Genomic DNA, 21,893 nt, shown 5'->3' on the forward strand with positions numbered 1-21,893 from the left:
GGCAGCCGGCCAGCGGCGGGCACTACCGCCTCGGTCGCCGGTCTTCCTGGTCATCGCCGAAGATGATGCGCGCGCTGCGCTGGTAGCTCCAGTACGCCACGGCCCAGTTCAGCAGCACTACGATGCGGTTGCGGAAGCCGATCAGGAAGAACACGTGCGCGGCCAGCCAGAACCACCAGGCCAGCACGCCCGACAGCTGCAGCCGGCCCAAGTGCACGATCGCGGCCATGCGACCGATGGTGGCCAGGTTGCCGTAGTCGGCGTACTTGAACGGGCCGGGCTCGGGCTTGCCGTGCAGGCGTGCGCGGATCACCTCGGCCACGTATTTGCCCATCTGCTTGGCAGCGGGTGCCACGCCGGGTACCGGCTTGCCGTCGGCCTGGCTCAGTGCGGCCAGGTCACCGGCCACGAACAGCTCCGGGTGATCGGGCAGGGTCAGGTCCGGTTGCACCGGCACGCGGCCGGCGCGGTCCAGCGGCACGTCCAGCGTGCGCGCCAGCGGTGAAGCGGCCACGCCGGCGGCCCAGACCACGGTGCGGGCCGGTACGAACTGGTCACCGAGCGTGAAGCCCTGGCTGTCGATGTCGCTCACCGGGGTACCGGTCAGCACTTCCACGCCCAGCTTTTCCAGCTGGCGGCGTGCTTTCAGCGAAAGTACTTCCGGGAACGAGGACAGCACGCGCGGGCCGGCCTCGACCAGCCGCACCTTGGCGCTGGCCGGGTCGATGTGGCGGAATTCGTTGCGCAACGTATGCCGCGCGATCTCGGCCAGGGTGCCGGCCAGTTCAACACCAGTGGGACCGCCACCGACCACCGCGAAGCTCAGCCATGCGGCCTTCTTCGTCGGGTCCGGTTCTGCTTCGGCACGCTCGAACGCCAGCAGCAGCTTGCGGCGCAGCGCGATCGCATCGTCCAGCGTCTTCAGGCCGGGCGCATCATCGGCCCACTGGTCGTTGCCGAAGTAGGCGTGGGTGGCGCCGGTGGCCAGCAGCAGGCTGTCGTAGTCCAGCGTGCTGCCATCGGCCATGCGGATCTGCCGGGCCTGTTTGTCGATGGCGACCACTTCGCCGAGGCGGACTTCCACGTTGCGCTGGTGGCCGAGGATATGGCGCAGTGGTGCAGCGATATCCGGCGCGGACAGGCCGGCGGTGGCCACCTGGTACAGCAGCGGCTGGAACAGATGATGGTTGCGGCGGTCGACCAGGGTGATGCGTATGCGCTCGCGGGCCAGGGCACGGGTGGCCCAGAGACCGGCGAAACCGCCGCCGACAACAACCAGGTGGGGAACGCGCTCGCGACTCATCGACTCACTCCAGTGGGGGCATTGGGGGAAGCGCCTGGAATCTTCGCACGGCGGCCGCCTGTCACGTCAGCGCCCGCGTGGATCGGCGATACTCGGGTTCAGGCAACCGCCCGCGAGGAGTCCATGAGCGAACCGGAAAAGCGCATCGCCCTGTTGATCGACGCCGACAATGCGCCGGCCTCGAAGATCGACGAGGTGTTGGCCGAAGTGGCCCGCTATGGGGTGGCCAACGTGCGCCGCGCCTATGGCAACTGGAAGAGCCCGCGACTGAAGGGGTGGGAAGCGGTGCTGCATGAGTATGCGATCCGTCCCATCCAGCAGTTCGCCTACAGCAAGGGCAAGAATGCCTCGGACATGGCGATGGTGATCGATGCCATGGACCTGCTGTACGCGCGCAACCTGGATGGCTTTGCCATCGTCTCCAGCGATGCGGACTTCACCCCGATGGTGATGCGCCTGTTGACCGATGGCGTGAAGGTGTACGGTTTCGGCGAGAAGAAAACACCCGAGCCGTTCGTCAACGCGTGCTCGAAATTCACCTACCTGGAAGCACTGGGCCAGACCCACGCCAGCGTGCCGGATACCGAACAGGCATCCAGCGAACAGGCCTCGAACGAACCGGTGGCCAACGACGATGCGCGCCCGCGCAAGAGCGGTGCGGAAATGCGCAGCGACACGCGGCTGGTGAAGATGCTGCGCCGCGCGGTGTCCGCGGCCGAGGGCGAGGATGGCTGGTCGCACCTCGGCCCGGTCGGCAGCCAGATCGGCAACCAGGCGTCGTTCGACCCGCGCAACTACGGCTACGGCAAGCTCAGCGATCTGCTGGCGGCGATCGGCCTGTTCGAACTGAAGAAGGATGGCAAGTCGTCCTACGTGCGCGCGCTGCCGAAAAAGAACCGGTAATGCCGGCCGCTGGCCAGCAAGGAACCGGTAGTGCCGGCCGCTGGCCGGCAATCCCCGGATGCCAGATCCCGCATCCGGCATGCACACACCCCGCCCGATCAGGGGTATCGTTGCCGCTCGCATTGCCAGCAAGGAATACCGCATGTTGAAGATCTGGGGCCGTCGCAATTCCAGCAACGTCCGCAAGGTGCTGTGGTGTGCCGAGGAAATCGGCCTGCCGTACGAGTCCATCGAGGTCGGTGGCAGCCACGGCGGCACGCAGACGCCGGAATACCAGGCGATGAATCCCAATGGCCTGGTACCGGTGATCGAAGACCACGGCCTGCCGCTGTGGGAATCGAACGCCATCGTGCGCTACCTGAGTGCGCGCTACGCGCTGGGCACGCTGTACGCCGAAGACCCGATGGAACGCGCCCAGGCCGAGAAGTGGATGGACTGGAGCACCTCGCGCATGGCGCCGCTGTACACCGACCTGATCTGGGGCATCATGCGCACCGCTCCGGCCGACCGCGACGAAGCGCGGATCAATGCCGCCATCGTGCGCGCCGGCGACTACCTGGCGATGGCCGATGCCACCCTGGCCAAGCAGCCGTGGCTGTCCGGCGAGACATTCGCGATGGGTGACATCCCGCTGGGCTCGCTGATCTATGCCTGGTTCGAACTGCCGATCCAGCGTCCGGAACTGCCGCACCTGGCCGACTGGTACGCCCGTCTTCGCGAGCGCCCCGCCTACCAGCGCGGCGTGATGTCGCCGCTGACGTAAGCGAAAGCGTCCGGGGTCAGAGCCCTTTTCTGCGAAAAGGGATCCGACCCCAGGGCATCGGGGTCGGATCCCACCCGACGGGTAGGCTCTGACCCCTCAATAAAGATCCGTCGGATCCACATCCAGCGACCAGCGGACCTTGCGTGCTTCCGGCAGCGCATACAGCTGCGGTACCAGTTGCGAAAGCACCCCGTGCAGCGGTGGCCGCTGCGCGGCAGACAGCAGCAGCTGGGCGCGCTGGTAACCGGCGCGCCGTGGCATCGGCGCCGGCATGGGTCCATAGGCTTCCACCACGTCCTGCTCGCCCAGCAGCTGTCGCGCTGCCAGCAGGAATGCATTGGCATGCTCCACCTGCTGCGCTTCGGCGCGCATCAGCGCCAGATGCGCGAACGGCGGGAATCCTGCGGCCTGGCGCTGGTTCAACTCGGCCTGCGCGAACGGGTGGTAGCCACCGCTGACCAGGGTCTCCAGCAGTGGGTGCCCCGGGTGATGCGTCTGCAGCCAGACTTCGCCCGGGTCGCGCGCGCGTCCGGCGCGACCGGCGACCTGGATCAGCTGCTGCGCCAGTTTCTCGCTGGCGCGGAAGTCGGCCGAGAACAGGCCCTCGTCGATGCCGACCACCACCACCAGGGTCAGCTTGGGCAGGTCGTGGCCCTTGGCCAGGATCTGCGTGCCGACCAGGATGCCGGGCTGGTCGCCCAGTTTCGCCAGCTGTTGTTCCAGTGCATCGCGTCGCGAGGTGGTGCTGCGGTCGATGCGCACCACCGGGAAGTCGGCGAAGGCGGCGGTGAGATGTTCTTCCAGGCGCTCGGTGCCGATGCCCTGCGGTTGCAGCGCCAGACTCCCGCACGCGGGGCATGCCAGCGGCGCCGGTTGCCGCGCACCGCAGTGATGGCACTGCAGGCGACGACCGCCGCCATGCACGGTCATCGGTGCATCGCAGCGGTTGCATGGCGCGGTCCAGCCGCAGTCGTGGCACAGCAGTACCGGCGCATAGCCACGGCGGTTCTTGAACACCAGCACCTGCTGGCCGCGCTGCAGGTGCTCGCCAATGCCGGCCAGCACGTCGGCCGAGAGGCCGTCATGCAATGGTCGCTTGCGCACATCAAGGATGCGCACGCGCGGTGGCCGCGCATCACCGGCACGCTGCTTCAGGCGCAGGTGGGTGTAGCGCCCGGCATAGGCGTTGTGCAGCGTCTCCAGTGAAGGCGTAGCGCTGCCCAGCAGAACCGGAACGCCCAGCGCCTTGCCCCGGACCAGAGCGAAATCGCGTGCGTGGTAGCGGATGCCGTCCTGCTGCTTGTAGCTGCCGTCATGCTCCTCGTCGACGATCAGCAGGCCGGCCTGCGGCAGCGGCGTGAACACCGCCGAGCGGGTGCCGACGATCACCCGTGCCTCGCCGCGCGAAGCCGCCGCCCAGACCCGGGCGCGCTCGTTGTCGTTCAACCCCGAATGCAGTGCATGCACGGCGATGCCGAGGCGGCCGCGGAAGCGTGCCAGGGTCTGCGGGGTGAGGCCGATTTCCGGCACCAGCACCAGCGCCTGCTTGCCTTGGGCCAAGCAGTGGATGATGGCCTGCAGGTAGACCTCGGTCTTGCCGCTGCCGGTTACGCCATCCAGCAGGAACGGTTGGAAGCCCTCGACTGCGTTGATCGCCGCCACGGCCTCTGCCTGCTCCGTGTTGAGGGTGGGGCCAGGCAGTGGCTGCGCGTGCTGCGGAGCGACGCGCAGCGCCACGCGTTCGGCCAGCTCGCGCTTGGCCAGGCTGCGCGCGGCGGTGCGCCAGTCGTCCATGCGTTCGCCCAGCACGTCCTCATCGACGATGGCGTCGGCCAGCAGCTCGGCCAGCTGCCGGGGGCGGCTGCCGGCGCGCAGTTTTTCGCGCTGGGCGCGGCCTTCGGCGGTCAGCTGCCAGCCCCAGTGATGGGTGTCGGGCAGGGCGTCGCCATGGCGCAGCGGGCCCGGCAGGGCGGTGCTCAGCACCTCGCCCAGTGGCGCATGGGTGTAGCGCGCCAGCCACTGCAGGCTGTGCCACAGCTCGCCCTGGAGCAGCGGTTGCGGGTCGCACCAGGCCAAGGCCTGGCGCAGTCCCTGGCCGTCATCGGTCTGGCCGTGCCCCATCACTACGCCGACCAGCTCGCGGTTGCCGAACGGCACCTTCAGGCGGCAGCCGACCGCGACCGTGGGGCCATCGCCCTCTGGTGACAGGTAGTCGAACAGGCGCGGCAGCGGGACGGGCAGGGCGACCTGCAGGGTCGGAATGGGTGAAAGCATCGGGCCAGTGTAACGGGCCATGCGCGCGCGGATGGCAGGGGCCAGAGACTGCCGGGGGGCCCTCGTCGAATCATAAATGTCACCTAAATATCGGTGTCCATTGGAGATTCAGTCTTATCCACATGTTCTGTGGATAACGTTGTGCGTTACCGGTCGACGGGAACGCAGGAGGCCGATGGCGACGAGCTCACGCTTGGGTTGGTCAAAAAATCGCCACACTTCAAAGTCATTCAAAATCAACAACTTGAGTGTGAAACATTGCTGAAACAGAGTGAATTCAGCTGGATGCCGCAGTTTTCCCCGAGGCGGGCGTGGTGCTGTGCACAACCTGCAGCACGAAGTGCCTGCGCGCGCAAGTCCTACGGGTGCCGATGGGCTGCCGCTATCATGCCGGCAGACCTTTGGAGTGACCGATGACGGCTGTGCCCGCCCCTGTTTCCTCGACCGCGGCCGGCGCGCTGTCGGCGTTCCTGCGCGGCGTCGAGCGCCGTGCCCTGGTGGTGGCTGAGCTGCAGTGCGGCGATGCCGCGCGAGCCGAGCAGACCCTGGTGGCGGTGATGCGCGCCTTCGCCGCGGTCGCCAGCGACCTGCCGATGGCGCAGTGGCCGATCCGCTTCTGGACCCTGCTGGGCCAGCGCCAGGCGCTGCGCGAGCCGGTGGGCGGCCAGTGGCTGCCGCCGTTGGCCGCGCTGGGCGAAATGGGGCCGCTGCCGCGCTTGGCACTCCTGCTGCGGGTGGGCGGCAGTCTGGACGAGGGTATCGCCATGCGCGTGCTCGACCAGGACGAAGCGGGCTACCAGCACCTGCTGGCCGATGCCTGCCCCCGTGATGCGCACGGCCAGCCCGATGCGTCGGCATGGCGCCAGCTGGCCGAACAGGTGCAGCTGCGCATCCGCGACCTGCCGGCCAAGCGCCTGCAGCAGCTTCAGCAGCCGGCTGCGCCGGCCGCCAGCAATGAAGCTCCCGCGACCGGCTGGCGCGCACCGCAGCGCGATGATCGTGCGGCCGCCCAGGGCAAGCGGCGGCGTCCCAATGCCAGGCCGCGCTGGCGCGGCCCGGTGATCCTGCTGGTGACGGTCGCGGTGCTGTTGGCCGCGGCACTGGGCTGGCGCTACTGGCAAGGACATTCATCCGGTAGCGACGCTCCACTGCCGGAAGGGGTAGTGGGCGAAGCTGGCCCGGTCACGGTGGAAGCTCTTCCGCCGAGCAAGGTCAATGCCACGCCGGATGCGACCCCGGCCCAAGCCTCCGACGACGCCATGATGCTGGCCGACCGCGACTATCCGCTGGTGGCCGATGCCGATCTGTATGCCTGGACCGCCGCCGGCGGCCCGTTGCCGGTGGACGAATCGCAATCCAGGCCGAGCCGGCCCGAGCCCGCCAGCGCCACGCTGGAAACCGCTGCCGCCGATGAATAAGACCCTGCTCGCCAGCCTGCTGCTGGCCCTGCCGTTGTCGCTGTCCGCCGCGCCGCAGACCTTGAGCGTGCCGCTGCCGCCGCCAGTGCCGGGCAGTTCACCGGCGGCTCCCGCTCCGGCCACCACAAACACGACGCCCGCTGCGTTCACCCAGCTCGACGCCCAGCAGCAGCGTCAGCGCCGTGCCGACTACGCGGCCTGGCGCGCCCTGCCGGAGAGCGAGCGGGAGCGCATCCGGCAGGCTGCGGCGCGGTTCAATGCGCTGCCGGCGGACCAGCAGCAGCGCCTGCGCGAGCAGTTCCAGGCGCAGGACCAGGCCTTCCGCGAGGGCTGGCGGCTGGGCCCGCAGCTGGGACTGGAGTTCCCCAAGCTGCACGGCCTGTTCGGCTTCGTGCCACCGGAACAGCGCGAGGCCGCGCTGGCCGTGCTGCGCCAGCTCAGCCCGGCGCAGCTGGCCCAGCTGACCCTGGTCGCGCAGCGCACGCCACCGCAGGAGCGTGACACGGTGCGAGGCGCGTTCCTCGCCGTGCCCGCCGCCGAGCGCGACGCCTGGCTCAAGCGCCAGGCGGGTCAGTAAACCGGAAGGCGTAGCGTCCAGGGGTAGCGTCGACTGTTGGTCGACTGCTCTTCATACTGATCCGCGAAAAACCTGCGCTGCGCGCGGAAGTCGACTGACAGTCGACTCTACAGGGCGGACGGTTTTCCCGGTAACGCGATCGCAACGCGTGATGCCGGGGCCTGCCGGAACCCAGCATTCACGCCATGTCATGGGAATGCGCGCGCTGCGCGCGTAAGATGACCGGCCGCAACCCGGTGCCTGTGCCCTTCGCGCGCAACCGTAGTTCGCGTCAAGCACCTTATGTCTACTGCAACCTCCACGCCGCGCTTCAGCAAGGAAGTCGGCGCCACCGGTCTGCTCGCCCTGCCGCTTGTGCTCGGGCATGTGTCCACCGGCCTGATCTCCTTCGTCGACAACGTGATTGCCGGCCACCATGCCACCGCGACCCTGGCCGCAGTGACCATCGGCACGGCGCTGCTGTGGCTGCCGATGCTGATCCCGATCGGCACCCTGATCTCGCTCACCGCCTCGGTATCGCAGCTGCACGGCGCCGGCCGCGAGCGCGAAATCGGCCCGCTGTTCCGCCAGGCACTGTGGCTGGCGCTGGGGCTGGGGCTGATCATGTTCACCTTCCTCACGGTGGTGCCGCCGCTGCTGCCATCGTTCGGGATCGCGCCGGACATCGTGCCGGGGGCGACCGCGTTCCTGCACGCGGTGCGCTGGGGCGGGCCCGCACTGACCCTGTACTTCTGCATGCGTTACCTGAGCGAAGGCATGCACTGGACGTTGCCGACCATGCTGCTCGGCTTCGGCGGCCTGCTGGTGCTGGCGCCGATGGGCTACGTGCTGGCCAACGGCAAGCTCGGTTTCCCGGAACTGGGTGCGGAAGGCCTGGGCATCGCTTCGGCGGTGATGATGTGGCTGCAGGCCACGGCGTTTGCCCTCTACCTGTGGCGCACCAAGCGCTTCGCCCACCTGCAGCTGTTCTCGCACTTCGAAGGACCGCGCTGGAAGGCGATCTGGGACCTGCTGCGCACCGGCCTGCCGATCGGCATTACCGTGCTGATGGAAGGCGGCCTGTTCATCGTCACCGCGCTGCTGATCGGCCGCCTGGGTGCGAATGAAGCGGCCGCGCACCAGATCGCGATCAACGTGGCGCAGCTGTGCTTCATGATCCCGATGGGCGTGGCCGAGGCCACCACCGTGCGCGTCGGCCATGCGGTTGGCCGTGGCGATGGCTTCGGCGTACGGCGTGCGGCCTGGGCCGGCTACGCGATCATCATGGGCACGCAGACGCTGTCGGCGGCGGTGCTGCTGTTCGGCCACGATGCCATCGTCGGTGTCTACACCAACGACCTGGCGGTGGCCGGCCTGGCCTCGACCCTGCTGCTGTACGCGGCCACCTTCCAGTTCCCGGATGGCATCCAGGTGCTGTCGGCCGGCGCGCTGCGCGGCCTGAAAGACACCCGCGTGCCGATGTTCATCGCCATGTTCGCTTACTGGGGCCTGGGCATGCCGCTCGGCGCCGGGCTCGGCCTGGGTCTGGGCATGGGCCCGCAGGGCATGTGGATCGGCCTGATCGTTGGCCTGACCGCCGCTGCCATCCTGATGGGCTGGCGCCTGCGCCGCAGCAGCCTGCGCATCGGCCAGTCGATGTTGTCCTGACCTTTGCGCCCGTCATGCCGACCCATGGCGGGCGATCCCCTGACTTGTGTCCGATGCCGCATCACACGGCACCGGCTATGCTGGTACCACGGCAAGAAGCCATCCGGAGCGTTCCATGAATCAACCCGTGCCCCCGCTGCCCCCGGCGCGTCGCAACCCCGTCGCCAGTTTCTTCATCGGGCTGTGGGACGTCATGAACTTCACCCGCCGGTTGATCCTCAACCTGCTGTTCTTCGGCCTGCTGTTCCTGCTGCTGGTGATGTTCGTCATCGCGGCGGGCATGGGCGCCGGTGCCAGCAAGTCGCTGCAGGACCGCACTACCCTGGTGATCGCCCCGGAAGGCCGCCTGGTCGAGCAGTTCAGCGCCGACCCGGTCAGCCGCGCACTGGCCAAGGCGGTGGGCGACAACGGCGCCGAAGAGATCCAGCTGCGCGACCTGCTGCGGGTGATCGAGTCGGCCAAGGAAGACAAGAAGATCGAGCGCGTGGTGCTGGAGCTGGACAAGCTGCAGCCGTCTGGCTTCGCTTCGCTGCGTGAAGTGGCCACCGCGCTGCAGGACCTGCGTGCCTCCGGCAAGCAGCTGGTGGCCTACAGCGAGAGCATGGGCCAGTCGCAGTACCTGCTGGCCGCACAGGCCGACGAGGTCTACCTGGACCCGATGGGGTCGGTGGTGCTCGAGGGCCTGGGCCGCTACCGCCAGTACTTCCGAACCGGCCTGCAGGACAAGCTGGGCGTGGACGTGCACCTGTTCAAGGTGGGCGAATACAAGTCCGCGGCCGAGCCGTACGTGCTCGATGCGGCCTCGCCGGCCTCCAAGGAAGCCGACCTGTTCTGGATGAACGACGTGTGGCAGCGCTATCTGGCGGACATCGCCAAGGCGCGTCGCCTGGACCCGGCACAGCTGGCCGCCGGCATCGACACGCTGCCGGAAGGCATCGCCGCCGCCGGTGGCGACCTGGCCAAGTTCGCCCTGCAGCAGAAGCTGGTGACCGCGCTGAAGACCCGCGAGGAATTCGAGGATCTGATGATCGAGCGCGGCGTGGCCGACGACGATGCCGACGGTGGCTTCCGCAACGTCGACTTCGGCACCTACCTGGGCCAGCTCGATGCGCGCCGCAACCCGGTGGACAACCGTCCGCAGGTAGCGGTGGTTGTGGCCGCCGGCGAAATCAGCGGCGGCGATCTCCCGGCCGGCCGCATCGGTGGCGAATCGACCTCGGCGCTGCTGCGTGCCGCGCGTGACGACGAGAACGTGAAGGCGGTGGTGCTGCGCGTGGATTCGCCAGGCGGTGAAGTGTTCGCCTCCGAGCAGATCCGCCGCGAAGTGGTGGCCCTGCAGGCCGCCGGCAAGCCGGTGGTGGTGTCGATGGGCGACCTGGCCGCCTCCGGTGGCTACTGGATCAGCATGAATGCCGATCGCATCTATGCCGATCCGTCGACCATCACCGGTTCGATCGGCATCTTCGGCATGGTGCCGAACTTCAGCCGCGCGCTGGACAAGATCGGCGTGCACACCGATGGTGTCGGCACCACCCGTTTCGCGGGTGCGTTCGATGTCACCCGCCCGATGGATCCGGCCGTGGGCCAGGTCATCCAGTCGGTGATCAACAAGGGTTACGCCGACTTCACCGGTCGCGTCGCCGACGCCCGCAAGAAGCCGGTCGAGGCCGTCGACGAAGTGGCGCGTGGCCGCGTGTGGAGCGGTGCGCAGGCCAAGGAACGTGGCTTGGTCGATGCCTTCGGTGGCCTGAAGGATGCCGTGGCCGATGCCGCCAGCCGTGCCAAGCTGGGCAAGGCCGATGCCTACCGCGTGCGCTACATCGAGAAGGCGGCGACGCCGTTCGCGCAGTTCGTCAGCGGTTTCGCCGGCAGCCGCGCCGGCGCCTGGATGCTGTCCGACTCGGGCATGGCGCGGATGGTGCTGGCGCGCGCGATGCCGGAAGTGGATACGCAGCTGCGCTTTGTCGAGAACGCGGCGCGCGAGAAGGGCAACGGCACGCCGGTGAAGGCGCTGGCCTACTGCTTCTGCGGGTTCTGATCGGCAGCGGTGACGAATGAAAACGCCCGGCCCTGGCCGGGCGTTTTCGTTGGTGGGGTCGGATCCCTTTGCCCCGCAAAGGGCTCTGACCCCACAGGTCACTGCGTCGCGTCGGCCTCGGCCTTGCGTTCGCGTGCGGCGGCCTCTTCCACGGCCTTCCCTGCGTCCTTCGCACGGTCCAGCGGTTCCTGCATCGCACGCGACATCGCTTTGGGCACCGGTGGCTTCTCCGGGTTCGGCGTCGGCGGCCGCTGGCAGGCCACCAGCAGCACGCCGGCCAGCAGGGACGAGAACAGGGTCAGGATGCGCATGGCGGCTCTCCGCAGTGGGCGTACGTGCAGTGTCGCATCCTCGGCAGAGGGCCGCCGTGAGCGCGTATCCTTGCCGCATCGAAATGCAGCGGGCGCGGCCCCGGAGGAAACATGACCCAGCAACGGTGGCGCCTGGACGGGCAGACCGCCCTGATCACCGGTGCCAGCGCCGGTATCGGCCTGGCCATCGCGCACGAACTGGCCGGCTTCGGCGCGGACCTGATGATCGTCGGGCGCGATATCGACATGCTGGAGACCGCGCGCGACGAGCTGCTGGATGTGTATCCGCAGATGCAGGTGCACGCGCTGGCCGCCGATGTCTCCGACGACGAGGACCGCCGGCAGATCCTGGACTGGGTGGAAGACCACAGTGATGGCCTGCACATCCTGGTCAACAACGCTGGCGGCAACGTCACCAAGGCGGCCACGGAGTATTCAGAGGACGAATGGCGGAAGATCTTCGAGACCAACCTGTTCTCGGCGTTCGAGCTGTCGCGCTACGCGCATCCGCTGCTGGCTCGCCACGCATCGTCGTCGATCGTCAACGTCGGCAGCGTGTCCGGCCTGACCCATGTGCGCAGCGGCGTGGTCTACGGCATGAGCAAGGCCGCGATGCACCAGATGACCCGCAACCTGGCCGTCGAGTGGGCCGAGGATGGCATCCGGGTCAATGCAGTGGCGCCGTGGTACATCCGCACGCGGCGGACCTCCGGTCCGTTGTCGGACCCGGATTACTACGAGGAAGTGATCAACCGCACGCCGATGCGTCGTATCGGCGAGCCGGAGGAAGTGGCCGCCGCGGTGGGCTTCCTGTGCCTGCCGGCAGCCAGCTATGTCACCGGTGAGTGCATCGCGGTGGATGGCGGCTTCCTGCGCTACGGGTTCTGATCTTTCAGGGGGTAGTGCCGGCCGCTGGCCGGCAACTGCAATCATCTGAAGATCCTGTGGTTGCCGGCCAGCGGCCGGCACTACCGGGTGGCGGTCACCCCGGTACCGGGCAGTTGCTGGCCTCCAACACCGCCTGCAGCCGCTCGCGTTCACCGCGCGCGGTATCGCGGTTTTCCGGTGCGGCGAAGCGTTCACGGCCGCGGGCATCGCGGAAGCGCTGCTGCCAGCTGCCGCATCGCTGTGCTTCGGGAAGTTCCTCGCAGCGGTCGCGTACGACTTCGCAGCCGGCCGCGTTCATCGGCGTGACCCCGCCCAGGCCCTGCACCGTCATCGGTTCGCAGCGACCAGGTGATGCCTCGTACTCGTGCAGATAACCACCGCCCTGTCCGTCGGTGCACTGGAAGATCGGGGGAAGCGGCGGCTTCGGTGGACCGTTGCCTGCTTCGGCACGGGCATCGGCATCACGGCGCAGGGTCGCACTGTCGAGAATCTGGTTGGCACCTTCGCGTTCAACCATTCCCGCTTCCATGATGGTGCGTCCTTCGTCCGCGCGTCGTGGTTTCGCTGGGGCCGCAGGGGCAACGGCCGGTCCGGCCGGCACCGGCGCGGGTGTTTCGACGGGGGCGGGTGCAGGTTCCGCAGCCACAGGTGCAGCGGCAGCCGGCTGCGGGTTGGCCGGGCCGGGCACGCGCAGCACCTGCTGCTTGCTGCCGGTGGGGCACGGCGTGCGCTGCAGGGTAGGGACGTCACTACTGCTGGAGGTACAGCGGTAGATCACGCCCTCTTCGGCCAACGCGCTTCCGGGCAGCAGCGCCAGAAGCAACCAGATCAGTCTGTTCATGCTCACAGCGTACAGGCTGCGCTCAACGCTGGCAGTCGCGTGACAGGCGCGCGTCGATGCCACGCTGTTCGTTGTTGATGGCGGTGCGCTCGCTCTGCAATGCGCTGTTGTAGCGACGGTCCAGTTCCCAGCGGCGGTCGCGCAGGCGCGCACAGACCTCCTGTGGCGGCAGCGCGTGGCAGCTGTCGCGCACCAGCACGCTGCCGGCCGGGACCTGCACGCCTACGCCGACGGCGGGCGGCCGGTAACCGGGGCCCTCGCCGACGGGCGGACCGATCGGTGTGCCGATGGCCGGGCGCGGACCCGGGTACGATGGGCCCCGATGCCCGTGTGGCAGCCAGACGCTGGTCCACAACGGCACCCAACGCGGATTGCCCTCGTTGCTGTCGCTGGTATAGCGCTGGCCATCGTCGCGCACGCATTCGTAAAGCGGCTGGGGCGGCTGGATGTAGACGTGGCGGACCTCGCGGTCACGCATCACCGGAGATTCGTCCGGCGGTGCGGGCGGCGCATCGCTGCGCACCACCCGCGGCGCTGGATCGCGCGGGCGCTGCAGGTCGCGGACTTCCTGGCGGCCGCTGTTGCAGGGCCTGTCCTGCAGGGCCACGGCGCCGTTGCTGGCGACGCAGCGGTAGACCCGCACATCCTCGGCCGCCGGTGCCGTCGATGGCAGCAGCAGGCACAGGCCCAAAGCGGTGCGCAGCAGGTTCATGACGGCAGGGTGCGCGATTGTCCGGGGCAGCGCAATCGGCCGCTCAGGAGCGCAGCACGTTGCCGCTGAGCGCGTCGCGGATCGGGGTGGGCTGGGCCAGGCCGCCGGTTTCGCCATCCAGGATGCCATCAAGCAGGCGCAGCAGGCGTGGATCCAGTTCTTCGCGGCGGCGCGCCGGTGGTTCGCCGGCCAGGTTGGCGCTGGTGGAGACCAGCGGGCCTCCCCAGGCACGGCAGAGTTCGGCCACCAGCGGGTGGGCGCTGATGCGCACGGCGATGCCGCTGTGCTCCCCGGTGACCCACGGCTGGGCACGGGGTCCGGCCGGCAGGATCCAGGTGTTGGCGCCGGGCCAGCTGGCCAGCACCGCGCGCTGGCGTGCGTCCGGCAGGGCCTGCAGGCGCACCCAGCCTTCCAGCTGCGCCAGATCGGCCGCGACCAGAATCATGCCTTTTTCGATCGGGCGTTGTTTCAGTCGCAGCACCATGTGCACCGCCGCCTCGTGCGAAGGGTCACAGCCCAGGCCCCAGACCGCTTCGGTCGGGTAGGCGATCACGCCGCCCGCGCGGAGCGTGGCGACAGCAGAGTCCAGGGTGAGTTCTTTCATGGCGGCGACCGGCCCGGCGTGGGCCTTCATTATCCCCCTGCTGCGTGCAGAAGGGGTGGACCCTGGCACCCGGTAGTGCCGGCCGCTGGCCGGCATCTGATGCTTCTGGGGTTGCCGGCCAGCGGCCGGCACTACCCCTCATCCACGTATGGCGTGGAGTTACTTCGCGGCCTTCTTGGCGGCCTTCTTCGCCGGGGCCTTCTTCGCGGCGGCCTTCTTTACTGCTTTCTTTGCAGCGGCCTTCTTGGCAGGCGCTTTCTTTGCAGCGGCCTTCTTCGGCGCGGCTTCCTTCTTCACTGCCGCCTTCTTGGCCGGGGCTTTCTTCGCGGCGGCCTTCTTGGCACCGAAGCCCTTGCGCACCGGCTTGCCGGTTTCTTCCATCAACTGCTGCACTTCAGCCAGGGTCAGCGACGCCGGTTCGCGATCCTTGGGGATCTTGCCGTTCATCCTGCCGTCGCTGATGTACGGGCCGAAGCGGCCGTTCAACACCTGGATGTCGCTGCCCTCGAACTCCTTGATGATCCGGTTGCGCGCGATCTCTTCCTTCTCTTCGATCAGGAACACGGCGCGGGCCAGGTCGATGGTGTACGGGTCGTCCTCCTTCTTCAGCGAGGCATAGGTGCTGCCGCGCTTGGCGAACGGGCCGAAGCGGCCGATGCCGACGCTGACCGGCTCGCCGTTGTCCTCGCCCAGTGCGCGCGGCATCAGGAACAGCTCCAGCGCGTCTTCCAGGGAAATGGTGTGCATCGACTGGCCGGGGCGCAGCGAAGCGAACTTCGGCTTCTCCTCGGCATCCTCGGCGGTGCTGCCGATGGCGGCATAGGGCCCGAAGCGGCCCAGCCGCACGCTGACCGGCTTGCCGGTCTTGGGGTCGGTGCCGAGCTCGCGCGCGCCACTGGCCTCCGCGCGGTCGACCGATTCCTTCTTGTCTTCGACCAGTTCCTTGAACGGTTCCCAGAAGCGCGACATCAACGGGATCCAGTCTTCTTCGCCACGCGAGACGGCATCGAGCTCGTCTTCAAGCTTGGCGGTGAAGTCGTAATCCACGTACTGGGTGAAGTGGCTGGACAGGAACTTGGACACCGCGCGGCCCACATCGGACGGGCGGAAGCTGCGGCCTTCCATTTCCACGTACTTGCGGAACAACAGGGTCTGGATGATCGAGGCGTAGGTCGAGGGACGGCCGATGCCGTACTCTTCCAGCGCCTTCACCAGCGCCGCTTCGGTGTAGCGCGGTGGCGGCTGGGTGAAATGCTGTTCGGCCTGGATGCGTTCCAGCGGCACGCGGTCGCCGGGCTTCATCGCCGGCAGCTTGCGGCCTTCGTCCTCGTCCTCGGCACTCTTGTTGTCCTTGCCTTCCTCGTACACGGCCAAGAAGCCGGGCACGACCACGGTGGTGCCGCTGGCGCGGAACACGTGTTCGCTGCCGGCCGACAGGTCGACGCTGACCGTGTTGAGCGTGGCCGGAATCATCTGGCAGGCCACTGCACGCTTCCAGATCAGCTCGTACAGGCGGCGCTCGTCGTCGGTGAGGAAGCGTGCGACCTGGGCCGGGGTGCGCAGGGCCGAGGTCGGTCGCACCGCTTCGTGCGCTTCCTGGGCGTTCTTCGACTTGGTCTGGTAGGTGTTGGGCTGGTCGGGCAGCGAGGCGATGCCGTAATCACGGGCGATCACGTCGCGGATCTCGGTCAGCGCATCCTGCGACAGGTTCACCGAGTCGGTACGCATGTACGAGATCAGGCCGACGGTGCCTTCGTCGCCAATCGCCACGCCTTCATACAGCTTCTGCGCCACCTGCATGGTCTTGCGGGTGGTGAAGCCGAGCTTGCGCGAGGCTTCCTGCTGCAGGGTGGAGGTGGTGAACGGCGGCGCCGGGCGGCGCTTGCGCTCCTTGCTGGCCACGTCGGTGACGTGCAGCGAGCCCTGCGCGGCCTGCTGGATGCGCATCCGCGCCGCTTCAGCGGTGTCGCCATCGGTGATGGTGAACTGCTCGAACTTCTGCCCGTCCAGCTTGATCAGCTTGGCGTTGAAGTGCTGCGACGGGTGCGCGCACTCGGCGGCGATCGACCAGTACTCGCGGGCGATGAAGGCTTCGATCTCTTCCTCGCGCTCGACGATCATGCGCAGCGCCGGGCTCTGCACGCGGCCGGCGGACAGGCCGCGCTGGACCTTGCGCCACAGCACCGGCGACAGGTTGAAACCGACCAGGTAATCCAGCGCGCGGCGCGCCTGCTGGGCATCGACCAGGTCGCTGGCGATCGCGCGCGGCTGGCTGATGGCTTCCTTGATGGCGCGCGGGGTGATCTCGGTGAACACCACGCGCTGCATCGGCTTGTCCTTGACCAGCCCGCGTTCCTTCAGGATCTCGGCGATATGCCAGCTGATCGCTTCACCCTCGCGATCCGGGTCGGTCGCCAGCAGGATGTCGTCGGCGCCCTTGGCGGCCTTGGCGATCGCGTCGACGTGCTTCTCGTTCTTGTCGATCACGTCGTAGTGCATGGCGAACCCGTTGTCCGGGTCGACCGCGCCTTCCTTCGGAATCAGGTCACGCACATGCCCATACGAGGCCAGGACGGTGTAGTCCTTGCCGAGGTATTTGTTGATCGTCTTGGCCTTGGCCGGCGATTCGACGATGAGCAGGTGCTTGGGCATGGCAGCAGGGTCTGTGGGGCGAACCGTGGGGAAGGGGCCGCTAGGGTGGAGCAAATGGCCGCATTAGTGAAGCGGCCACGCGCAAATCCATAAACTGAACGCCCGGTAATGTGCCGGGCGTTCAGGTTTCACCTTATTAGAGGAATCACGCCCGGCCAGCCCGTGTCAAGCAGCCAGCCGTGAGGATGGCCGTTCAGGAGGCCATCTTGGCGATGAAGCCGACCGCGAACACCAGCAGCGCCAGGCCCACCAGCGACAGTACCGCCGTCAACACCAGTACCAGCACGGTGACGGTGCCCAGCTCGCGGCGCTGCAGGTGGGGCTGGTCGGTGTAGGCCCAGCGGTCGACCACCAGAGTGTCGCAGATCATGTCGTGCAGGCCCTGCTTGCGCTCGGTGAAGGCCGCCATCAGGAAGCCGATGCCGAGGGTGAAGCTGCTCAGCAGCATGGCCCAGTAACGACCGAACGCGCGGGCCTTGGTCAGGCGCTCGCCGTTGCCGCGGACGACCTTGATGCCGACCGCCATCTTGCCCAGCGTGGCGCCGCCCTTCGAGGCATGGAACCAGGTGTAGTACGCCATGCCGATGCAGAGGTTGATCAGGGCACTGGCCAGCTGGGCCACGATCTCGATGGCTGATTCGCCACTGCCCACCGCGCCCATGCTGGCGCCCAGGATCGCACCGAGGATGGCTCCTATCATGCTGCCGGGGATGACCAGCACGAAGTAGTCGATCATGTAGGCCGCCACGCGCTTCCAGAAGCCTGCGTAGACCACTTCACCGCCAACCACAGGCTGTGCGTGGCCACCGCTGCCGACGGCGGCTGGAGCGCTGTATGGCGAGCTGCTGAGCGCGCCGGTGCCGGGCAGCGGTGCGGTGCCGCTGTCGATGGCGGCATAGTCGCTGCGCAGGTCGAACCCGCCGCTGCTGGTGGCAGTGGTGGCATCGGCCAGCGTCTGCAGGCCGAGCTCGTCGACCACCTGGCGCAGTGCAGCCCACTGGGCCATGCCCTCGCGCCAGACCAGGGTGTCCAGGTTCAACTGGCCGCGCTGGAAGCGCTGGCGGATCTCCTGGACCGGCAGCGGGCCCTGGCGTTGCTGTCCTTCGGCGTAGTACCACTCAGTCATTGCATGTTCCCTGTTGAATCATCCTTGGAGGTGCTGGCGTGCGCGTGGCTCAGCCGCGGCACGTCGGCGGCAGGTACTTGTCGTTGCTTTCGCCACTGCATTCCCACCGGCCGCTGTCGCGATCGTATTCCAGCCACAGCAGGTCGCCGTCGATGCCCTTGCCTGGTACCGCCAGCGTTGCTTCGATGCCGCAGTGACCGTTGTTGAAGCGGCCGATGTTCACCGCCGACAGGCCCGCGTTGGCGAAGTCGCCCGGGGCCGGGAAGCCGGCGTCATTGGCACCCGGGCAGCGGCCTTCGTCATCGGCGAAATGCTGCACCTGGTCCTTCAGCGGCTGCAGCGCGGCCACGGCGCCGGCGACTTTGCTGCGCACGGTGTAGTCGTTGTAGGCCGGCAGCGCGATGGCGGCCAGGATGGCCACGATCGGGACCAGTACCAGCAACAGGGCACCACCGATGATGGCGGTCAGCGCACAGCCGGACAGCTTCTTTTTCGGTGCCGGCAGGACGGTGGCCGATGCACTGGCGGCGTAGGGCGTGGACGCCGGCAGTACCGGCGGCTGCGGCGGAGGCGGTGCGACGGGTTCCGGTTCCGGTTCGGGTTCGACCGGCGGTACGGCGGCGTCCAGCGCCGGCACGATCAGGCCGAGTTCGTCCACGACGGTGCGCAACGGCTGCCATTGCGGCAGTCCGTCGCGCCAGACCAGGGTGTCCAGGGTGATCTGGTTCTTGCGGAACAGCTCGACCAATTGTTCCGCCGGCAGCGGACCTTGCTGCCGGTTGCCTTCTGCATGGAACCACTCGCTCACGGGGACGCTCCTGAATGCGCTATGCCCCCAAGTGTACGGTCAGTGCAGGGGTTCTGGCTCGTCCATGAACATCTGCGTCTCCATCCAGGCATAGGCCGCTTCGGAGCCAGGCTGGTTGAACAGCACCATCAGTACGACCCATTTCAGGTCGTCCAGGTCCAGTTCGTCCTGGTCCAGGGCCATCGCCCGGTCCAGCACCAGTTCGCGCTGGTCGGCGTCGAGGATGCCGTGCTGTTCCAGGTACAGCAGGAAGCCGCGGCATTCCACGTCCAGCTTGTCCAGCTCGGGGCCGTGGTAGACGCGCACGGGGCCGTCGACCCGTGCCTGGGCCACGCTCGGCCGCTGCGCGGCCAGGGCGTCGAGCCAGTCGAACGCCTTGTTGATCTCGGTTGGGCTGAAACCGGCCTGGATCAGGCCGTTCTGGAGCGAATCGCGGTCACGGATCAGGTCCGCGTCTTCGCTGAAATAGTGTTCAAACAGGTACAGCAGTACGTCCAGGATGCTCTCTTTCATTGCCCCTCGGCCTGCGTCGCGCGACGCTGTGGAGGTGAAGAAACTAGGGAGTTCGACAGTAGCGGCCGTGTACGCACACCACGATTCCCGCCAGTTCCATGGCCAGCAGCATGGAGGACACCTGGGGCGCCGTCAATCCACAGCGTGTGATCAGTGAATCCATACTGCTTGGGTCGTGGTCCAGGGCCCGCCACAAGCACTGGTAGTCAGGGTCGTCGGCCCAGCGCGCCGGCAGGAGCGCCGGCGGTGCCTGTTCAGTGGGGGTGCCCAGCCGTGATTGCAAGCCCGGCAGCTGCTGGCGAAGGGCGGGGGCCAGCAGTTCCAGCACTTCCTCGGGGCGCTCGACCAGTGCGGCTCCTTCACGGATCAGCCGGTGGCAGCCCGCTGCGCGTGGGTTGAGTACCGAGCCGGGCAGGGCACAGACTTCACGGCCCGCCTCGGCAGCCAGCCGTGCGGTGATCAGGGCGCCGGAGCGTTGCGCGGCCTCGACCACCACCGTCGCCAGCGCCAGCCCGGCCACCAGGCGGTTGCGCGCGGGGAAGTGGCCCGGGCGTGCCGGTGTGCCGGGCAGGTACTCGCTGAGCACCGCGCCCTCGGCGGCGATCCGCCCCTGCAACCGTTGGTGGCTGTTCGGATAGGCCCGATCAGGGCCGGTTCCGATCACCGCCACGGTGCAGCCGCCTGCCTCCAGTGTGGCCAGGTGGGCGGCCGCGTCGATGCCGGCCGCCAGGCCACTGGTTACGGCCAGTCCGGCCTCGACGAAGCAGCCGGCAAAGCGCGTGGCCAGCGCGCGTCCTCCCGGGGTTGGCGAGCGGCTGCCGACCAGCGCCACCGAGGGGCGCCAGGCCAGGCTCGGATCGCCCGCCACGAACAGCGCCAATGGCGGGTTCGGGACGTCCAGCAGGGGCGGCGGAAAGGCCGCATCGGCGAAGGACAGCAGATGGTGGTCGTCGTCTTCCAGCCAGTGCCGCGCCACGGTCCAGGCGCGGGCGTCGGGGTGTTCCAGTGCAGCGCACTGCTCTGGCGTGCAACCGTGCGCGCGCCAGTTCGCGGCGCCCTGCGCGATCGCGGCCTCCGCGCTGCCCGCGGCCCGCAGCAGGGTCCGCCGTGGCGCCAGCGCGCCGCCTGCCATCACCAGGCGCAGCAGCGCCTCATCAGCTTGCTTGGTCATTCCCCCACTATCGAGCGCATGCAACAAAGGCGCCCTAGGGCGCCTTCGCATGTGGTTGTCAGGTTTTGCCGGAGACCGCCCCTGTAGAGTCGACTGTCAGTCGACTACCGCGCGCAGCGCGGGCGCTTTCGGGGGGGGCGGTGAAGAGCAGTCGACTAACAGTCGACTCTACCGCGCATCCGGGTGCAGGGCGTTGTACCCCACGCGCACCGGCTTCACGCCCTGCATCACCAGCGCGTAGCTGACATTGTCGAAGGTGCGGAACACCATGGCATGCGCCGCGTACTCGTCCGGCAGCGAGACCCGGCCGGCGCCGGTGCTGAGCGAATCGTCCGTGCGCGACGAGTTCGGGTACTTCATGCGGTGCGCCACATGGCGGCCCGGGCGCCACAGCGAGAACACGGTTCCATTGTCCACGCCCTGCGTGCGACCAGCCGAGATCGCGATCACGTCGCGGGGGCCGCCGGCGGTGAACATGTCGGTGACGGCCAGCACGCGTACGTCGACGCCCTCGACGCCTGCGGCGGGGACATGGGGCACGAACTGCAGGTCGTACGGCCTGGCCTCGATCGGCACCAGGCGGTCGCCGGCACGCACCTCGCGGCCGCCTTCGTTCTTGTCCAGCACCAGGGTGGACGCCTCGACCTTGCCTCCGGCGACATGGGTGATGGTGCCGGTGGCGACCTGGGCCAGCTCATAGCCGAGCACGCCGCGGCGGTGGTTGGGTGCGCTGTAGGCGCGCCACAGGTTGCCGCTGCCCGGGGTGACGTCGCCGTTGGCGGTCAGGTCCTCGGTCGGCTTGGGCTGGGCGTAGCGCACGGTCGGGCGGACAACCGCCCAGCGCTGGCCTACCTGGGCGTCAGCCAGGCGCACATAGACGGCGTGGCCGCTGGTGGCACGCAGGCGTTCCTCTTCCAGGCCGGCCACGTAGGGCAGCTGCTCGATGCTGTCGACCACGCTCAGCTGCTTCAGGAACGGCTCGACCTGGGCCAGCGGAATGGCGTCGATCGGGGCCTCCTGGCGTGGGCCGGGCCGGGCCGCCACGGTTACCCGGTCCAGGTAGGCCAGGCTCAGGACGTCACCGGGATAGATCAGGTGCGGATTGGCGATCTGCGGATTGGCCTGCCAGATCTCCGGCCACAGCCACGGCTTCTGCAGGAAACGTGCGGCGATATCCCACAACGTATCCCCTTTTCGGACCACATAGGTGTCCGGGTGCCCGCCATTCACTTCCACGGCGGTAGCATAGGCAGCCACGGTCAGCATCGCCGCGGCGACGACCGTACGAAAACGAAGCAACATAGGTGTGAAGCCCTGATTCCCCAACAGGTCCGCGCACTATAG

At 68.1% G+C, this 21,893-nt stretch carries 19 protein-coding genes; 7 read left to right on the forward strand and 12 right to left on the reverse strand.

Annotated features, from left to right (window positions below):
* Positions 1 to 22: 22 nt before the first annotated feature.
* Complete coding sequence (locus AC5P78_RS03205; RefSeq protein ID WP_212562002.1) at positions 23 to 1,303, reverse strand: NAD(P)/FAD-dependent oxidoreductase; 1,281 nt, start codon at positions 1,301 to 1,303, stop codon at positions 23 to 25.
* Positions 1,304 to 1,426: 123 nt separating this feature from the next.
* Here AC5P78_RS03205 and AC5P78_RS03210 point away from each other — a divergent pair, with 123 nt between their 5' ends.
* Positions 1,427 to 2,206: an NYN domain-containing protein gene (locus AC5P78_RS03210; protein WP_005411210.1), complete on the forward strand. Its 780-nt coding sequence runs from the start codon at positions 1,427 to 1,429 to the stop codon at positions 2,204 to 2,206.
* A 142-nt stretch (positions 2,207 to 2,348) separates the two neighbouring features.
* The gene (locus AC5P78_RS03215) at positions 2,349 to 2,969 is read left to right on the forward strand and encodes a glutathione S-transferase family protein (RefSeq protein ID WP_005414615.1); all 621 of its coding nucleotides are present in this window, start codon (positions 2,349 to 2,351) and stop codon (positions 2,967 to 2,969) included.
* Positions 2,970 to 3,065: 96 nt separating this feature from the next.
* Here AC5P78_RS03215 and AC5P78_RS03220 read toward each other — a convergent pair whose 3' ends face one another.
* Positions 3,066 to 5,243, reverse strand: coding sequence for a primosomal protein N' (locus AC5P78_RS03220; RefSeq protein ID WP_495217152.1), 2,178 nt, complete (start codon positions 5,241 to 5,243; stop codon positions 3,066 to 3,068).
* A gap of 413 nt (positions 5,244 to 5,656) precedes the next feature.
* Here AC5P78_RS03220 and AC5P78_RS03225 point away from each other — a divergent pair, with 413 nt between their 5' ends.
* The 4 genes from AC5P78_RS03225 to sppA all read left to right on the forward strand — a co-directional run bounded on the left by AC5P78_RS03225 (position 5,657) and on the right by sppA (position 10,923).
* Positions 5,657 to 6,661 (forward strand): hypothetical protein, encoded by a 1,005-nt coding sequence (locus tag AC5P78_RS03225; RefSeq protein ID WP_049460254.1) that lies wholly within the window; start codon positions 5,657 to 5,659, stop codon positions 6,659 to 6,661.
* Positions 6,654 to 7,238, forward strand: coding sequence for a DUF3106 domain-containing protein (locus tag AC5P78_RS03230; RefSeq protein WP_043034569.1), 585 nt, complete (start codon positions 6,654 to 6,656; stop codon positions 7,236 to 7,238). The genes AC5P78_RS03225 and AC5P78_RS03230 overlap by 8 nt, the downstream gene beginning before the upstream one ends.
* A gap of 282 nt (positions 7,239 to 7,520) precedes the next feature.
* Positions 7,521 to 8,885 carry an MATE family efflux transporter gene (locus AC5P78_RS03235; protein WP_005414611.1) on the forward strand — a complete coding sequence of 455 codons (1,365 nt, stop codon included), beginning with the start codon at positions 7,521 to 7,523 and terminating at the stop codon, positions 8,883 to 8,885.
* A gap of 115 nt (positions 8,886 to 9,000) precedes the next feature.
* Positions 9,001 to 10,923, forward strand: a complete 1,923-nt coding sequence (sppA, locus tag AC5P78_RS03240) for a signal peptide peptidase SppA (protein WP_049450300.1) — start codon at positions 9,001 to 9,003, stop codon at positions 10,921 to 10,923.
* Between the two features lie 98 nt (positions 10,924 to 11,021).
* On the opposite strand, the gene AC5P78_RS03245 is transcribed toward sppA, so the two are convergent.
* Positions 11,022 to 11,234, reverse strand: coding sequence for a hypothetical protein (locus AC5P78_RS03245; RefSeq protein ID WP_005411203.1), 213 nt, complete (start codon positions 11,232 to 11,234; stop codon positions 11,022 to 11,024).
* A gap of 111 nt (positions 11,235 to 11,345) precedes the next feature.
* Between AC5P78_RS03245 and AC5P78_RS03250 the strand changes: the two genes are divergently transcribed.
* Positions 11,346 to 12,122, forward strand: a complete 777-nt coding sequence (locus AC5P78_RS03250; protein ID WP_005411202.1) for an SDR family oxidoreductase — start codon at positions 11,346 to 11,348, stop codon at positions 12,120 to 12,122.
* A gap of 94 nt (positions 12,123 to 12,216) precedes the next feature.
* On the opposite strand, the gene AC5P78_RS03255 is transcribed toward AC5P78_RS03250, so the two are convergent.
* The 9 genes from AC5P78_RS03255 to AC5P78_RS03295 all read right to left on the reverse strand — a co-directional run bounded on the left by AC5P78_RS03255 (position 12,217) and on the right by AC5P78_RS03295 (position 21,851).
* Entirely contained in the window at positions 12,217 to 12,963 is a 747-nt protein-coding gene (locus AC5P78_RS03255; protein WP_005411201.1) for a hypothetical protein, read from the reverse strand.
* A 22-nt stretch (positions 12,964 to 12,985) separates the two neighbouring features.
* Positions 12,986 to 13,675, reverse strand: coding sequence for a DUF4124 domain-containing protein (locus tag AC5P78_RS03260; RefSeq protein ID WP_043034572.1), 690 nt, complete (start codon positions 13,673 to 13,675; stop codon positions 12,986 to 12,988).
* 43 nt (positions 13,676 to 13,718) lie between these two features.
* Positions 13,719 to 14,309, reverse strand: a complete 591-nt coding sequence (gene tsaC, locus AC5P78_RS03265) for an L-threonylcarbamoyladenylate synthase type 1 TsaC (RefSeq protein WP_005411199.1) — start codon at positions 14,307 to 14,309, stop codon at positions 13,719 to 13,721.
* Positions 14,310 to 14,438: 129 nt separating this feature from the next.
* On the reverse strand, positions 14,439 to 16,931 hold the full coding sequence (locus AC5P78_RS03270; protein ID WP_227415277.1) for a DNA topoisomerase I: 2,493 nt from the start codon (positions 16,929 to 16,931) through the stop codon (positions 14,439 to 14,441).
* A gap of 193 nt (positions 16,932 to 17,124) precedes the next feature.
* A complete protein-coding gene (locus tag AC5P78_RS03275) occupies positions 17,125 to 18,057 on the reverse strand; it encodes an RDD family protein (protein WP_024957896.1) in 933 nt (310 codons plus the stop codon).
* A 49-nt stretch (positions 18,058 to 18,106) separates the two neighbouring features.
* The gene (locus AC5P78_RS03280) at positions 18,107 to 18,865 is read right to left on the reverse strand and encodes a pilin (RefSeq protein WP_111197094.1); all 759 of its coding nucleotides are present in this window, start codon (positions 18,863 to 18,865) and stop codon (positions 18,107 to 18,109) included.
* A 39-nt stretch (positions 18,866 to 18,904) separates the two neighbouring features.
* Positions 18,905 to 19,378 carry a DUF494 family protein gene (locus tag AC5P78_RS03285; protein WP_005411195.1) on the reverse strand — a complete coding sequence of 158 codons (474 nt, stop codon included), beginning with the start codon at positions 19,376 to 19,378 and terminating at the stop codon, positions 18,905 to 18,907.
* Between the two features lie 43 nt (positions 19,379 to 19,421).
* The gene (dprA, locus tag AC5P78_RS03290; RefSeq protein WP_065183216.1) at positions 19,422 to 20,549 is read right to left on the reverse strand and encodes a DNA-processing protein DprA; all 1,128 of its coding nucleotides are present in this window, start codon (positions 20,547 to 20,549) and stop codon (positions 19,422 to 19,424) included.
* Between the two features lie 168 nt (positions 20,550 to 20,717).
* Complete coding sequence (locus tag AC5P78_RS03295; RefSeq protein ID WP_005414604.1) at positions 20,718 to 21,851, reverse strand: LysM peptidoglycan-binding domain-containing protein; 1,134 nt, start codon at positions 21,849 to 21,851, stop codon at positions 20,718 to 20,720.
* Positions 21,852 to 21,893: the final 42 nt, after the last annotated feature.

The sequence above is a fragment of the Stenotrophomonas sp. YJH_SMC_133 genome (assembly GCF_059370655.1).

What these genes read in the sequence shown, in the direction of transcription:
- AC5P78_RS03205 (WP_212562002.1), bottom strand. Translation starts at nt 1,303, where the DNA reads ATGAGTCGCGAGCGCGTTCCCCACCTGGTTGTTGTCGGCGGCGGTTTC.
- AC5P78_RS03210 (WP_005411210.1), top strand. Translation starts at nt 1,427, where the DNA reads ATGAGCGAACCGGAAAAGCGCATCGCCCTGTTGATCGACGCCGACAAT.
- AC5P78_RS03215 (WP_005414615.1), top strand. Translation starts at nt 2,349, where the DNA reads ATGTTGAAGATCTGGGGCCGTCGCAATTCCAGCAACGTCCGCAAGGTG.
- AC5P78_RS03220 (WP_495217152.1), bottom strand. Translation starts at nt 5,243, where the DNA reads ATGCTTTCACCCATTCCGACCCTGCAGGTCGCCCTGCCCGTCCCGCTG.
- AC5P78_RS03225 (WP_049460254.1), top strand. Translation starts at nt 5,657, where the DNA reads ATGACGGCTGTGCCCGCCCCTGTTTCCTCGACCGCGGCCGGCGCGCTG.
- AC5P78_RS03230 (WP_043034569.1), top strand. Translation starts at nt 6,654, where the DNA reads ATGAATAAGACCCTGCTCGCCAGCCTGCTGCTGGCCCTGCCGTTGTCG.
- AC5P78_RS03235 (WP_005414611.1), top strand. Translation starts at nt 7,521, where the DNA reads ATGTCTACTGCAACCTCCACGCCGCGCTTCAGCAAGGAAGTCGGCGCC.
- sppA (WP_049450300.1), top strand. Translation starts at nt 9,001, where the DNA reads ATGAATCAACCCGTGCCCCCGCTGCCCCCGGCGCGTCGCAACCCCGTC.
- AC5P78_RS03245 (WP_005411203.1), bottom strand. Translation starts at nt 11,234, where the DNA reads ATGCGCATCCTGACCCTGTTCTCGTCCCTGCTGGCCGGCGTGCTGCTG.
- AC5P78_RS03250 (WP_005411202.1), top strand. Translation starts at nt 11,346, where the DNA reads ATGACCCAGCAACGGTGGCGCCTGGACGGGCAGACCGCCCTGATCACC.
- AC5P78_RS03255 (WP_005411201.1), bottom strand. Translation starts at nt 12,963, where the DNA reads ATGAACAGACTGATCTGGTTGCTTCTGGCGCTGCTGCCCGGAAGCGCG.
- AC5P78_RS03260 (WP_043034572.1), bottom strand. Translation starts at nt 13,675, where the DNA reads ATGAACCTGCTGCGCACCGCTTTGGGCCTGTGCCTGCTGCTGCCATCG.
- tsaC (WP_005411199.1), bottom strand. Translation starts at nt 14,309, where the DNA reads ATGAAGGCCCACGCCGGGCCGGTCGCCGCCATGAAAGAACTCACCCTG.
- AC5P78_RS03270 (WP_227415277.1), bottom strand. Translation starts at nt 16,931, where the DNA reads ATGCCCAAGCACCTGCTCATCGTCGAATCGCCGGCCAAGGCCAAGACG.
- AC5P78_RS03275 (WP_024957896.1), bottom strand. Translation starts at nt 18,057, where the DNA reads ATGACTGAGTGGTACTACGCCGAAGGACAGCAACGCCAGGGCCCGCTG.
- AC5P78_RS03285 (WP_005411195.1), bottom strand. Translation starts at nt 19,378, where the DNA reads ATGAAAGAGAGCATCCTGGACGTACTGCTGTACCTGTTTGAACACTAT.
- dprA (WP_065183216.1), bottom strand. Translation starts at nt 20,549, where the DNA reads ATGACCAAGCAAGCTGATGAGGCGCTGCTGCGCCTGGTGATGGCAGGC.
- AC5P78_RS03295 (WP_005414604.1), bottom strand. Translation starts at nt 21,851, where the DNA reads ATGTTGCTTCGTTTTCGTACGGTCGTCGCCGCGGCGATGCTGACCGTG.